This is a genomic window from Mycolicibacter engbaekii (genome assembly GCF_002101585.1).
Classification (GTDB): domain Bacteria; phylum Actinomycetota; class Actinomycetes; order Mycobacteriales; family Mycobacteriaceae; genus Mycobacterium; species Mycobacterium engbaekii.
Map to the genome: position 1 here is coordinate 20,126 of NZ_LQOT01000012.1, position 13,200 is coordinate 33,325.

Here is a 13,200-nt window from a genome sequence, read left to right on the forward strand (position 1 = left end):
CCCGGCTGCGATAGCGTGGCAGGTGCACGGATCGCAGTGCACACACCACACAACCGCGGGAGCGCAACCGGTGCGCTGAGAGGACGGCCCGAGCCGTCGACCGTACGAACCTGACCGGGTAATTCCGGCAAGGGAGAGGAAGATCATGACTGATGTCGCAGTCCAGCCGCAGGTGACCACCGGGCCCATCCCCTACAGCGAGAAGGTCTACCGGGAGATCGAAGCCCCCGGCGGCGTAGTCATGAAGGTGCCGTTTCGGCGGATCAACCTGACCACCGGTGAGCACTTCGACGTCTACGACACCTCGGGGCCCTACACCGACGCTCATGCCGACATCGACCTGCACCGGGGCCTGCCGCCGCGCCCCGGTGTGGTGCGGGATCGGGGCACTCAGCTGCAGCGCGCCCAAGCCGGTGAGATCACCGCTGAGATGGCCTTCATCGCCGCCCGCGAGGGCTTTCCCGCCGAGATGGTTCGCGACGAGGTGGCCCGCGGTCGGGCGGTGATCCCGGCCAATCACAACCACCCCGAGCTGGAGCCGATGATCATCGGCAAGGCGTTCAAGGTGAAGATCAACGCCAACATCGGCAACTCCGCGGTCACCAGCTCGATCGCCGAAGAGGTGGACAAGCTGGTGTGGGCGACCCGCTGGGGCGCCGACAACGTCATGGACCTGTCCACCGGAAAGGACATCCACGAGACCCGCGAGTGGATTCTGCGCAACTCGCCGGTGCCGATCGGGACCGTGCCGATCTATCAGGCCTTGGAGAAGGTCAACGGCGACCCGACCAAACTGACCTGGGAGCTGTACCGCGACACCGTGATCGAGCAGTGCGAGCAGGGCGTGGACTACATGACCGTGCACGCCGGGGTACTGCTGCGCTACGTGCCGCTGACCGCCAAGCGGGTCACCGGGATCGTGTCGCGCGGCGGTTCGATCATGGCGGCGTGGTGCCTGTCGCGGCATCAGGAGTCGTTCCTGTACACCCACTTCGAGGAACTGGCCGACATCCTGGCCAGCTATGACGTGACGTTCTCCCTCGGCGACGGGCTGCGGCCCGGTTCGATTGCCGACGCCAATGACGAAGCCCAGTTCGCCGAGCTGCGCACCCTGGGTGAGCTGACCAAGATCGCCAAAGCCCGCGGCGCACAGGTGATGATCGAGGGCCCGGGCCACGTCCCGATGCACAAGATCGTCGAGAACGTCCGGCTGGAAGAGGAATGGTGCGACGAGGCGCCGTTCTACACGCTTGGGCCGCTGGCCACCGACATCGCACCGGCCTACGACCACATCACCTCGGCGATCGGCGCCGCCATCATCGCCCAGGCCGGCACCGCGATGCTGTGCTACGTCACCCCCAAGGAGCACCTGGGCCTGCCCGACCGCAAGGACGTCAAGGACGGGGTGATCGCCTACAAGATCGCCGCGCACGCCGCCGACCTGGCCAAGGGACACCCGCACGCCCAGGAGCGTGACAACGCACTATCCAAGGCGCGCTTCGAATTCCGGTGGTATGACCAGTTCGCGCTGTCGCTGGACCCCGACACCGCCCGCGAGTACCACGACGAGACACTGCCCGCCGAGCCGGCCAAGTCCGCGCACTTCTGCTCGATGTGCGGCCCGAAGTTCTGCTCCATGCGCATCAGCCAGGATGTCCGCGACTACGCCAGCGAGCACGGGCTGCAGAGCCAGGAGGACATCGACGCCGCCATCCAGCAGGGCATGGCCGAGAAGTCAGCCGAGTTCGCCGACCACGGCAACCGGGTGTACCTGCCCATCTCCTCCTAGTGGGGTTTTTGCCACTGGCCCCGCCCGGGGCCACACCGGTACGCATCCTCACCGTGGCCGGATCGGATTCCGGCGGCGGAGCGGGCATACAGGCCGACATGCGCACCTGTGCGCTGCTCGGGGTTCACGCCTGCGTCGCGGTGTCCGCAGTGACCGTCCAAAACACCGTGGGAGTCAAAAGCTTTCATGAAGTGCCACCGGACACCGTCGCCGCCCAGATCACCGCGGTGGTGCCCGACATCGGAATCCAGGCCGCCAAGACCGGCATGCTGGCCTCCGCGCCGATCATCACCGCGGTGGCCGACACCTGGCGGGAACTGGGCCTGACGGTCCCCCTGGTGGTCGATCCGGTGTCGGCGTCCATGCACGGCGATGCACTGCTGGCCGAATCGGCACTGGACGCACTGCGGGACAAGCTGTTTCCCTTAGCCACTCTGGTCACCCCCAACCTGCACGAGGTGCGACTGCTGGTCGGCATCGAAGTAGTGGACGCCGCCTCCCAACGTGCGGCCGCACGCGCGTTGCATGCGCTGGGACCGCAGTGGGCACTGGTCAAAGGTGGGCATCTGCCCTCGGCGCAGCACAGCCCGGATCTGCTCTACGACGGAACCGATTTCCTGGAGTTCCCCGGCCCACGGGTGGCCACCGCCGACGACCACGGCGCCGGCGACACGCTCGCGGCGGCCGCGGCGGCCGCGCTGGCCCATGGGCTCGGCGTTGCCGACGCGGTGGCGTTCGCCAAACGCTGGGTGACCGAGTGCCTGCGCGCCGCATACCCGCTGGGCCACGGACACGGCCCCGTCTCGCCGTTGTTCCGGCTGGGGCTCGACGGCTCATGAGCTGCGAAGAACTGCCGGAACTGGCCGGGGTCGCCCATCACCCCGCCGGCGCACCCACCGGCGTGGTGGCGCTGACCCACGGCGCCGGGGGCGACCGGGATTCCCCGATGCTGCAGCGGCTGTGCGACGAATGGTCTCGCCGCGGATTCCTGGCGATCCGCTACAACCTGCCGTTCCGGCGACGCCGTCCCAAAGGCCCGCCGTCGGGATCGGGCGCCGGGGACCGAGACGGGATCACCGAGGCGATCGGATACGCCCGCGCCCTGGCCGACGGTCCGCTGATCGTCGGCGGTCATTCCTACGGCGGCCGGCAGACCTCGATGGTAGTGGCCGCCGGCGACGCACGCGTCGACCTGTTGACGCTGTTCTCCTATCCGCTACACCCACCGGGAAAGCCGGAGCGCACCCGCACCGAGCATCTGCCCCAGATCGGCGTACCGACGGTGTTCACGCACGGCAGCTCCGACAGCTTCGGCACCTGCGCGGAGATCCGCGCCGCCGCCGCGCTGATTCCCGCGCCGCACGACGTCGTCGAAATCACCGGCGCGCGCCACGATCTGGCATCCAAGACCCTGGACGTCCCGGCGCTGGCGGTCGACGCGGCGCTGCGACTGCTCGGCGAAACCCGCTGATCAGGGCAGCGTGACGACGCTGGCCGCGTAGCTCAGACCCGATCCGTACCCCAGCAGCAGAGCCAGGTCACCGGACTTGGCGAGGCCGCCGGACAGCAGCTGCTCCATCGCCAGCGGGATGGACGCCGCCGAGGTGTTGCCGCTGTTCTCGATGTCGTTGGCGACAACCACGTCGGGACGAAGCTCAAGGCTCTTGGCGATCAGCGCGTTGATCCGGGAATTGGCCTGGTGGGGAATGAAGACATCGATGTCGTGCGCCTGCAGTCCGGCCGCCGCAATGGCGCGCTGCCCCACCCCGCTCATCTCGTAGGCCGCCCACCGGAATACCGCATTGCCATCCATGCGCAGGTACGGCCGGGGGCCGTGCGGCTGCTCGGTGTAGCTGATCCAGTCGATGTCCTGGCGAATCGCTTCGCAGTTCTCGCCGTCGCTGCCCCAGACCGTCGGTCCGATGCCATTGCCCGTCGTCTCGCCGACCACGACCGCACCGGCGCCATCCCCGAAGATGAAGCAGTTCGAGCGATCGTCCATGTCGATGGTCCGGGACAGCACCTCAGAGCCGATGACCACCGCGGTGTCGATAGTGCGGCCGCGCAACAGATCCGCTGCCACGCCGAGGGCATAGCCGAATCCCGCACAGCCGGTGGCCACGTCGAAGGCGGGGACGCCTTTCGCGCCGAGGGCGACTGCGACCGCGGGAGCACACGACGGTGTTTGCCGGAAGTTGGTACTGGTCGCCACGATCACCGCGCCGACCCCGGACCCGTCGACACCGGCCTGAGACAGCGCCTCGCGGCCGGCCTCGACGGCCAGGCTCAGCGTCGTGTCGGTGTCCCCGGCGAAACGGCGCGTCTTGATCCCGGTCCGGGAATAGACCCATTCGTCGGAGGAGTCGATACGCGCGCATATCTCGTCATTGGTGACCACCCGAGCCGGGCGAGCAGCCCCGACGCCGAGCAGACCAATCGATCTGGATGCCGCAGGGTGGCGAATTTCGCTCAACAGGACGTCTCTCGGTAGTAGGCAACAGCTGAATCAAGCGCCTACCATAACGGCCCTTACGAGCCGTCACGCCCACCGGTGCATTATCCGCGGCGGTGGACGCCTGCGCCGGGTCACGGTCGTACTACGTCAATCCCAGCGGCGAAGCGACCTTGAGGACTACGAAATCGACTGCTCCACAGGCGGTTCAGCGAGGCTCGACGCAGGAGAGGCGAAGCTGGAACCGCCTCACAAGCCGCGCGGTTCAGCGAGGCTCGACGCAGGAGAGGCGAAGCTGGAACCGCCTCACAAGCCGCGCGGTTCGCCGATCCGCGTCAGGTTTTGATCCCGTCGAACACGATGGACTCCATCAGTCTGCGCAGGCAGGCCTGCGCGTACCCCGGTCCCCCGGCAAGGAATCCGGGACCGGGGATCTCGCCGCCTCGGGCCACCCGGCTCAAGTCGTCGACGAGTGCTGCCAGCGCGTGCACTAAGAACTTCGCGTGCTTGCGATCCAGCTCCGGCCGGATGGTCATGAGCGGCCGGGTCCAGGTTTCGATGAACGCCCGTTCGGAATCGCGCAACAGTTCGCGCTCCGCGGGAGCCAGGTTGACCCGCTCGGTGTCATAGACCGACGCCAATTCGGGGTTGGCGAATATTGTGGCCACGTAGGCCTCGATCAACCGGCGCAGCGCCTCGTCCGGCTCGGCGAAGACACCGGCGATGGCCGACATCTCGCCGGCGATCCGATCCACGGCGCGCTGCAGCCCGGTGGTCAAAATGTCGCTCTTGCTGGAGAAGTAGCGGTAGACGCCGGACGCCGGCACGCCGACGGCGTCGGCGATCTCGGTCACGCCGGTCTCGGCATATCCCTGCTTGCCGAACAGCAGCACCGCCGAGTGCAGCAGCGCCTCGTAGGGGCCGGCGTCCGGGGTGAAGATGCGCCACACCGAGGGCCGGCTGACCCCGATCTCCTCGGCTCGCGGCAGCTGCGCGGCGACCAGTGATCGCGACGCGGCGATGAGCAGCGGCTTGATCTCGTCGTCCGGCAGTTGCAGCCGGTGCCCGATGATGCTGCGGGTGACGCTGACCAGCGCCACCGTCAGGGTCCACTGCTCCAGGGAGTTCAGTTCGGGACGCAGAACGGCGATCGGCCGCTTCAGGCGAGCACCGACCGTCTGCATCTGCGCCATGAGCTTGGTGTAGTCGTCGGGCTGCAGATAGCGGGCCTGCCACCGGAACAGTCCGCTGGCCTCGCGGTTGATGATCGAGGAGGTGATGAGTCCTTCGATGATCCGGTCCAGCACCGCCGAGGGATCATCGTTCACCTCGCCATCGGAGACCTCATCGATGAAGGCCGTGGAATCCACCAACTGCTGACCGAGCGAGCCGACGACGACCGCGAACATCTCGTACTTGCTGGGGTAGTGCCGGTAGAGCGCCGGCGCTGAGATCCCGACCTTGGAAGCGATCGCCTCCATGCTGGTGGCGTGGTAGCCCTGTGCGCTGAAGGTCTCCGCGGCAGCGCGCGTGATCTGGGCCTTGCGATCTTTGGGGCGCCGCTTAATCCGGGCACCATTACGGGCGACAGGGTCGTTCGTGGCACCTAGCGAGGTCACCACCCCCCGATCAACTCAGGTCAGCTTTGTCACGTGCACAGCATTATTAACACAGCCGGGTTAACGGCCTACAGCGGCCTCGACGTTGAGTCCGTTTGCTCCTACGGCCCCAGTGGCGCCCGCTGACGTTTGTCGCGGGCCGGGACCCCGTTGGGTCCGCCGATGGACTGTGCATAGTGTGCCACTGCGAACGCCGCTGCGGCGCCGGTTAGCTCCAACACGCCCTGATCGATGTGCTCGACGGTGTCCCCGGGGCCGCGGTAGTTCGGGTCGAACGCCGCACCCGCCGTTCCACCCCACAACCGGGCCTGCGCGGCGGTCTTGAGCGCAGATGCCCCGGTGGTGATCCCCCCGACCGGCACCCCGGCGACGAGGAACGGGCTGTAGTCGGTGTCACTGGTCAGCGGCATATCGGCAGGCCGCACCCCGGCCAGGTTGAGGTAGCCGGCCAGCGTGCGCTCGATTCCGGCCGAACCCAGCGGCACGTCGGACGCGGCGATGTCGCGGCTCGGCAGCGCCGACTGGTCGCCGTCGTAGGTGAAGTAGCCGGGGTTGGGCGAGGCCAGCATGTCGAAGTCGAGGTAGAGCGCGATGTCGTTGAGCTGATCACGATCAAGCCCGAACACGTAGTCGCTGGAACCTCCGAGCCCTTGTTCAGCAGCGCCCCAGAACGCGAACCGGACTGCGTTGGCCACCTCCGGTTGCGGTCCCAGCTGTAACGCCGTCTCCAACACTGCGGCCACGCCCGTACCGTTGTTGTTGATTCCCGGCCCGCCCCGCGCACCGTCGAGGTGCGAGCCCACCACCACCACGTCACGCTCGGAGCCGGTCTTCGTCTGCGCCAAGATATTCCGCGAGGTGGTCTTGACGGTTTCGCCGTCCAGCACCAGCTTCACCCGGCCAGTCGCGCGGCGCAGCGCACCGTCCGCGTCGCGCCCGGCCACCGCGACCGGCATGGTCAGTTGGTCGTAGTAGTCGGGCGGAAACAATCCGGCGGGCGCTCCGGCGCGACTCGGCGGGCTCACCACCACCAGGGCCTCGGCTCCGCGTTGCGCTGCCGCATCCTGCTTGACCACCACCGAACAGTCGGCATCGCCGACCACCGCGACCGCCCCGCGGGGCATGTCGGTCGGGTAGTCGGCGGCCGCGCAGCCCGACGGTCGCGCCGGCCGGATCACCGGGCCGCTGACCCCGCCGGCCGGCGTGCGTACCAGCAGCGAGGCCTGGTCGACCGGATAGCCGATGCTGCCGACAGTCAGCGTGGGCCTGCCCGGCGAGGTGGTGTCCAACCTGGTCAGCTCCGGGGTGGTCACCTCGAAACCCCTGTCGCGCAGGGCATTGGCAACATAGTCGGCGCTGGCGTCGAAGCCCGGCGTTCCGTCGGCCCGGTTCCCCTGGTGCCCGTCGGCGATCTCCTGCAGTCGCTGCAGGTGCACGAGCATCGCCGCCCCGGTGACCTGTTCGGCGAGCCGGTCGGGCAGCAGCGGTTGGGCCGGCTCCGGCGAGCAGCCCGCCAGCACGCCGACGGCGACCAGCAGGGCTCCCGCCGGGCGGATCATGGCTGGGTCAGAATGTGGCGGGTGCGGTCGTCGCGGACCGGAACTCCGTTGCGGCCACTGAGATCCTGCGCGTACAGCCCGATCGAGTAGGGCACACCGCGGCCGTTGAGGGCCAGTTCGTCGCGGTCGATGTTCTCGATGGTGTCGCCCTTTTGGTGATAGTTCGGATCGAAGGGCTCGTCGGCGGTGCCGCCCCACAGCTCCGCCTCCTCAGCGGACTTCTTGGCCTCTGCGCCGGAGAACAGCCCGCCGGACGGAATACCGGCCTGGGTGAAGCCGTCATAGTCCGACCGGCCGTCGAACGAGGTGTCCTGCGGCTCTTTGCCGGCGGACTTGAGGTAGGCGGCCAGCGTCCGCTCGATACCGGCCGAACCTTCGGGCACCACGGGCTGACCCCGCTTGTCCAGCGGCAGCGACTGGTCGCCGTCGTAGGTGAAGTAGCCCGGATTCGGCGAACCCAGCATGTCGAAGTTCAGATACAGCGCGATGTCTTTGAGCTGCTCGACGTCGAGCGACTGGATGTACTTGCGCGATCCGATCAGGCCGAGCTCCTCGGCCCCCCAGAAGCCGAACCGCACGGCGTGGTGCACCTCCGGCGAATGTCCCAGCTGCAGCGCGGTTTCCAGCACTGCAGCGACACCCGATCCGTTGTCGTTGATGCCCGGTCCCTCGGGAACGCTGTCCAGGTGCGCCCCGGCCATGACGACGTTGTCGGTGGCTCCGGTCTTGGTCTGAGCAATCACGTTGCGGGCCGGGATGTTGTCGGTGTGCGCGTCCAGCTTGACCGTCATGGGGCCGTGTCCGGCCCGCAACATCGCTCCGTCAGCCTTCGTCACGCTCACCACCGGAACCTTGACCTCGGTCTGCTCGCCCAGCGTGCCGCCCATCTTGGGTTCGTCGACGCTGTCGGCAACCACCATCGCCACCGCGCCCAGTTCGACGGCCACGGCCATCTTCTCCTTGAACGGGCAGGTGCCGCGGTCTACCAGCACGACGGCGTCCTTGACCGCCAGCCCCTCATAGTCTTCGGCGCTGCAGCCCGGACTGTCGTCAGCCGGGGCGGCCACCAGCGGGCCGGTGACTCCCTCGGGCGGGGTGCCGAGGCTGTACATCAGGGCGCGGGCCTCGACGGTCTTGCCGCCAAGCTGCACCGACCCCGGCTCGGATTTGAACACCCGGGCGACGAACTCCGGAGTCTGTACATCGAAGCCGTGCTCACGCAGAGTGCCGGCCACGTACTCGACGCTGGCTTCGTAGCCAGGGGTGCCGACGGCGCGGGTGCCGTTGTTGGCATCGGCGATCTCCTGCAGCTTCTGCAGGTGGGCCATCATCGCGTCCACGGCGACCTTGTCGCGCAGGCCATTGGCGAAATCCACCGCCGCGGCGGGATCCACTGCGTGCTCGACCCCTTCGGTGGTGCGACTGCAGCCGGCGCCGAACAGTGCACTGACCAGCACGACGCTCAGGGCGGGGATCAACTTCGACTTGTACTCCACCGTGCCCACGTTAGTGGGTGCACACGGGGTATGGACTCAGGCCCGGCCGCCGCAGTGCACGGCGACCAACTCGGCGACCGCGGCCATCCCGGCGGCGTTGGGATGAAACGGCCACGGCCGCCACGGCAGCGGCAGGCCCGCGCCCACCGTCCATGGGCGTGCCGACCACGGATGGTGCTCGCGGCTGGCATGGCCGGCCCGGACGATCTCACAGCCGGTCGCGGCCGCCGCCGCAGCGGTGTGGCGTTCCAGTGTGGTGGCGACGTGCCGGGCCAGGTCCACGACGCCCACCGGCAGCCGGCCGGCCCGGACCCCGGCCGGTGGCAGCAGAGTCAGGTAGTCGACGAAGATCACCCGCGCGTGCGGCGCCCGGTCCCGCACGGCTGCGCCCACCGCTCGCAGCGCCGCCTCGACCTCGCCCAGCGCTCGCTCGCGCTGCTGCTGATCGAGCAGGTTCGCCACAGCGGGCAGCCGCTGCAATGGCACGGGCAGCGTTGCGGCCATCAGCAGCGGCACATAGCCGACATCGTTGCCGCCGATGGTGACGGTGACCAAAGATTCCGAACCGTCGAGGGCGTCGATCTGCGGTGGCGCGCCGTGTTGGCGCTCGCCGAGCAGATGGGCCGTGGTGGCACCGGAGAACGTGACGTCGACCAGATCGAGGTTCAGCGCCCGGGCGACCAGGTGCGGGTAGTTGTGCGCGGAGCGGCCCGAGGCCCGGGGCGCCCCGGTGGCGCGGGGACGGATTCCGGGACCTGCCGCCATCGAACTTCCCAGGGCGACATAGCGGTTCACGCCCGCCGGCCTGCCTGGAGGTGCCCGGTCGGCCTCATAGGGCCGGGCTCGACGCCTGTGCCCAGAACCGCTTGGGGATGCGGCCGGCGCGGCGCGCCAGATACCCGGCGGTGACGGCGGCAGCCATGGCCGCGGCCATCGCCGGCGGATCAGCCGCCCTTGTCACCGCGGTGGCCAGCAACACCGCGTCGCACCCGAGTTCCATGGCCAATGCCGCATCACTGGCCGTGCCGATGCCGGCGTCGAGCACCACGGGCACCCCGGCCGCCGCGACGATCATCTCGATGCTGTGCGGGTTGGCGATGCCCAGGCCGGTGCCGATCGGCGAGCCCAGCGGCATCACGGCCGCGCATCCGGCGTCCTCAAGCCGGCGGGCCAGCACCGGGTCGTCATTGGTGTAGGGCAGAACGACAAACCCGTCGTCGACCAATTGCTCTGCAGCACGAACCAGTTCGATGCCGTCGGGCAACAGCGTGCGCTCGTCGCCGATGACCTCCAGCTTGACCCATTCGGTACCGAGGGCCTCGCGCGCCAGCTGGGCGGTCAGCACCGCCTCGGCGGCACTGCGGCAGCCGGCGGTGTTGGGCAGCGGAGTGATTCCCAGCCGGCTCAGCAGATCCAGCATGCCGGTTCCGCCCTCGGCGTCGACGCGGCGCATCGCGACCGTGGTCAGCTCCGTACCGGAGGCCACCAAAGCCTCTTCCAGAGCGGTAAGACTTTGCGCCCCACCGGTTCCCATGATGAGCCGAGAGCTGAACTCCCGGCCGGCGATAGTCAGTTTCGAGGCGTCAACCACCTTGCACCGCCGTCACCACATCGAGCCGGGCACCGTCGGACAGCGGGGTGGACCATCGCGACTTCGGCAGCACCGCCTCGTCGACCGCCACCGCGATGCCGCGGTCGGGATACCCCATCGAAGCCAGCAGCGCCGCGACCGTGGTCTGCTCGGCCACTTCCACCGCCTTCTGATTGACATTGACGATCATGCGCCGCTCCTCCTCATCGCTTCGCTCTGCATCGTCGGCGCCGCGGATGATCATTGCTGCACTCCCACCGGAAGTAGTTCGGACACAACCTGTTCAGCGGTCCACGGTGCCAGCAGGAACCCGTTGCGGCCATGTCCGGCAGCCACCACCGTCCGCGCATCGAGCCGGTGCACCAGCGGCAGGTTGTCCGGGGTCATCGGCCGCAGGCCCGCGGCGCACTCGGCCAGCTCGTACTCCCCCAGCGCCGGGACCAGCGCGCAGGCATCGTCGAGCAGGTCGCGGACCCCGGAGACCGCGGGCGCGGTGTCCCGGCCGTGTTCGTACTGGGTGGCGCCCACCACCACGCCGTCCGGGCGCGGCACCAGGTAGACCGCGCGGCCGTGCACCCGGGCGCGGATCACCCGCCGCGGCGGCGGCAGGCAGCCCTTGCGCCAGCGCAGCCGCAACACCTCCCCCTTGACCGGCCGGATCGGCAGGCCGGGCCACAGCGCCGGGGCGTCGATCCCGTTGGCGATCACCACAGCGTCATCGGCGGCCACCTCGGCCAGGTCATGCACCGGCGGCGCCCAGCTCACCCCGAGTTCCGCACAGGCGGTGACCAGCGCGCCCACCACCGCGCGGTTGTCGACCGCCAGCTCGGTGGGGGCGCGGAATCCGTGCCGAATGCCGCCGGCCAGCAGCGGCTCGACGTCGCGGGCGGCGGACTCCCAGAACACCGGATGGCCCTGCGCGGACAGCCAATCGGCGACCCTGCGCAGGTCGGCCACGTCGGCGCGGTCGGCGGCCACCACCAGCGACTCGCGTGCGGTGACCAGCTCAGCGGGCAGCCCGTCGAGGAAGTCGTGCCACAGCTCCAGGGAGCGCAGGCCCAGCCGCAGCTGCTGCTCCTCGCCCGGCCAGCCCTCACTGTGCGGGGCCAACATGCCGCCGGCCACCCAGGACGCGCCGAACTCGGCGGTGCGGTGCACCCGCACCGTCCACCCGGCACGGGCGGCCTGCCGCGCCACCGACAGCCCGATGACGCCGCCGCCGATCACGGCCAGCGAACCGAGCGAGGGTGCGGGCATGTGCTGCTCCCTTCCACCTGCTCGCGTGTCAACACACCAAGCTAGCCGCTAGCGTCGCGGTGTGCATAAACGCTCCGACCGTCCGTCCCGCCTCGATCGGCTTGCCCAGGCCCGGCTCTACCTGTGCACCGACGCCCGCCGGGAACGCGGCGACCTGGCCGAGTTCGCCGACGCCGCCCTGGCCGGTGGCGTGGACATCATCCAGCTGCGGGACAAGGGCTCGGCGGGCGAGCAGCGGTTCGGCCCGCTGGAGGCGCGAGGCGAACTGGCGGCGTGCGAGATCCTGGCCGACGCCGCACGCCGGCACGGGGCGCTGCTGGCGGTCAACGACCGTGCCGACATCGCCCGCGCCGCGGGTGCCGACGTGCTGCACCTGGGCCAGGACGATCTGCCCCTGCCGGCCGCCCGCGAGATCGTCGGACCCGACGTGCTGATCGGCCGCTCCACCCACGACCGCGACCAGGTCGCCACGGCGCTGGTCGAGGCGGTCGACTACTACTGCACCGGGCCGTGCTGGCCCACCCCGACCAAGCCGGGCCGCTCCGCACCGGGACTGGAGCTGGTGCGCTTCGCCGCGGACCGCCACGACCCCAAGCCGTGGTTCGCCATCGGCGGCATCGATCTCGACCGGCTCGGCGAGGTGGTCGCGGCCGGGGCGAGCCGGGTGGTGGTGGTGCGGGCGATCACCGCCGCCGAGGATCCGCGCGCGGCCGCTGCCGCCCTGCGGGCGGGTTTGGCGGACACTCCATGATCCCGGCGCCGCCGAACGTGCACTGAGACCGAGATTTCCCCGCATTTCTCGCCCTGAGTGCACGTTCGCCGCGCGCGGGGGGCGGCGGCTGCTGGCTCAATACGGCTCAATACCCGCGCAACAACTCCCAGCTGGCGGCAAAACCCGGGTGCAACGGCATCCCGGCGACCTCGTGTTCGTCCACCCACCGCAGTTCGGTGCTCTCGCCGTTGGGCACCACCGGGAGCAGTTCGTCGGCGTCGGCGACCACGGTGGTGTAGGTCCAGCTGGTTCCGCTGGCCGACGCGGTCACCACCGCCGCCCGCACCACGATCCGATCCGCGGGCAGGCCGGCTTCTTCCTGCGCCTCGCGGATGGCGGCCTCTTCGGCGGTTTCGTGGCTGTCGCGAGCACCACCGGGCAATGCCCAGGTCCCGCCCTGATGACTCCACCAGGCGCGATGCTGCAGCAACACGGTGCGCACACCGTCCGGACGCGGTGCCCTCAGCAGCAGACCTGCCGCACCATGCCGGCCCCAAAACCGGGCGCCGGTGTCGGAGAACGCCCATCCATCGCCGTCACCACGCACGCATGGAAGCGTATCGGCACTGGCAAGGTCTCGGTTCTGGCGAGATCGCGCGACGTTTTCGACACCAACCGCAGCGAGAGTCCCCGCGGACACCGCCTGCACTCTTAGAATCCTTTTA

General features: G+C 69.3%; 13 protein-coding genes. 4 read left to right on the forward strand and 9 right to left on the reverse strand.

The annotated features are described in order from the left end of the window. Positions 1-145: 145 nt before the first annotated feature. Genes thiC through AWC02_RS02360 form a run of 3 tightly spaced genes read left to right on the forward strand, consistent with a single transcriptional unit; the run spans position 146 to position 3,260 of the window. Positions 146-1,789 carry a phosphomethylpyrimidine synthase ThiC gene (gene thiC, locus AWC02_RS02350; protein WP_085126975.1) on the forward strand — a complete coding sequence of 548 codons (1,644 nt, stop codon included), beginning with the start codon at positions 146-148 and terminating at the stop codon, positions 1,787-1,789. After that, the gene (thiD, locus tag AWC02_RS02355; RefSeq protein ID WP_085126870.1) at positions 1,789-2,628 is read left to right on the forward strand and encodes a bifunctional hydroxymethylpyrimidine kinase/phosphomethylpyrimidine kinase; all 840 of its coding nucleotides are present in this window, start codon (positions 1,789-1,791) and stop codon (positions 2,626-2,628) included. Before thiC ends, thiD begins: the two co-directional genes overlap by 1 nt. After that, the gene (locus tag AWC02_RS02360) at positions 2,625-3,260 is read left to right on the forward strand and encodes an alpha/beta hydrolase family protein (protein ID WP_085126872.1); all 636 of its coding nucleotides are present in this window, start codon (positions 2,625-2,627) and stop codon (positions 3,258-3,260) included. Before thiD ends, AWC02_RS02360 begins: the two co-directional genes overlap by 4 nt. Here the strand turns inward: AWC02_RS02360 and AWC02_RS02365 are convergent, their stop codons facing one another. The 8 genes from AWC02_RS02365 to thiO form a co-directional block, all read right to left on the reverse strand. Then, complete coding sequence (locus tag AWC02_RS02365) at positions 3,261-4,262, reverse strand: beta-ketoacyl-ACP synthase III (RefSeq protein WP_085126874.1); 1,002 nt, start codon at positions 4,260-4,262, stop codon at positions 3,261-3,263. A 314-nt stretch (positions 4,263-4,576) separates the two neighbouring features. Beyond that, positions 4,577-5,863 carry a TetR/AcrR family transcriptional regulator gene (locus tag AWC02_RS02370; RefSeq protein ID WP_165757828.1) on the reverse strand — a complete coding sequence of 429 codons (1,287 nt, stop codon included), beginning with the start codon at positions 5,861-5,863 and terminating at the stop codon, positions 4,577-4,579. Positions 5,864-5,961: 98 nt separating this feature from the next. Then, complete coding sequence (locus tag AWC02_RS02375; protein ID WP_085126876.1) at positions 5,962-7,419, reverse strand: M28 family peptidase; 1,458 nt, start codon at positions 7,417-7,419, stop codon at positions 5,962-5,964. Beyond that, positions 7,416-8,861, reverse strand: a complete 1,446-nt coding sequence (locus AWC02_RS02380) for a M28 family metallopeptidase (protein ID WP_419179194.1) — start codon at positions 8,859-8,861, stop codon at positions 7,416-7,418. The genes AWC02_RS02375 and AWC02_RS02380 overlap by 4 nt, the downstream gene beginning before the upstream one ends. Before the next feature lie 90 nt (positions 8,862-8,951). Next, positions 8,952-9,710 carry an SGNH/GDSL hydrolase family protein gene (locus AWC02_RS02385; RefSeq protein ID WP_085126878.1) on the reverse strand — a complete coding sequence of 253 codons (759 nt, stop codon included), beginning with the start codon at positions 9,708-9,710 and terminating at the stop codon, positions 8,952-8,954. Between the two features lie 34 nt (positions 9,711-9,744). Further along, positions 9,745-10,506: a thiazole synthase gene (thiG, locus tag AWC02_RS02390; RefSeq protein WP_046319684.1), complete on the reverse strand. Its 762-nt coding sequence runs from the start codon at positions 10,504-10,506 to the stop codon at positions 9,745-9,747. After that, complete coding sequence (gene thiS, locus AWC02_RS02395; RefSeq protein ID WP_046319713.1) at positions 10,499-10,696, reverse strand: sulfur carrier protein ThiS; 198 nt, start codon at positions 10,694-10,696, stop codon at positions 10,499-10,501. The genes thiG and thiS overlap by 8 nt, the downstream gene beginning before the upstream one ends. A gap of 50 nt (positions 10,697-10,746) precedes the next feature. Beyond that, positions 10,747-11,763 carry a glycine oxidase ThiO gene (thiO, locus tag AWC02_RS02400; RefSeq protein WP_085126880.1) on the reverse strand — a complete coding sequence of 339 codons (1,017 nt, stop codon included), beginning with the start codon at positions 11,761-11,763 and terminating at the stop codon, positions 10,747-10,749. 61 nt (positions 11,764-11,824) lie between these two features. On the opposite strand from thiO, the gene thiE reads away from it, so the two are divergent. Further along, positions 11,825-12,514: a thiamine phosphate synthase gene (gene thiE / locus AWC02_RS02405; protein ID WP_085126882.1), complete on the forward strand. Its 690-nt coding sequence runs from the start codon at positions 11,825-11,827 to the stop codon at positions 12,512-12,514. A gap of 106 nt (positions 12,515-12,620) precedes the next feature. On the opposite strand, the gene AWC02_RS02410 is transcribed toward thiE, so the two are convergent. After that, positions 12,621-13,082, reverse strand: coding sequence for an NUDIX hydrolase (locus tag AWC02_RS02410; RefSeq protein WP_085126884.1), 462 nt, complete (start codon positions 13,080-13,082; stop codon positions 12,621-12,623). Positions 13,083-13,200 lie beyond the last annotated feature (118 nt).

Coding starts and splice junctions, on each gene's coding strand:
- thiS (WP_046319713.1), bottom strand. CDS start 10,696: ATGATCGTCAATGTCAATCAGAAGGCGGTGGAAGTGGCCGAGCAGACC.
- AWC02_RS02360 (WP_085126872.1), top strand. CDS start 2,625: ATGAGCTGCGAAGAACTGCCGGAACTGGCCGGGGTCGCCCATCACCCC.
- thiC (WP_085126975.1), top strand. CDS start 146: ATGACTGATGTCGCAGTCCAGCCGCAGGTGACCACCGGGCCCATCCCC.
- AWC02_RS02375 (WP_085126876.1), bottom strand. CDS start 7,419: ATGATCCGCCCGGCGGGAGCCCTGCTGGTCGCCGTCGGCGTGCTGGCG.
- thiO (WP_085126880.1), bottom strand. CDS start 11,763: ATGCCCGCACCCTCGCTCGGTTCGCTGGCCGTGATCGGCGGCGGCGTC.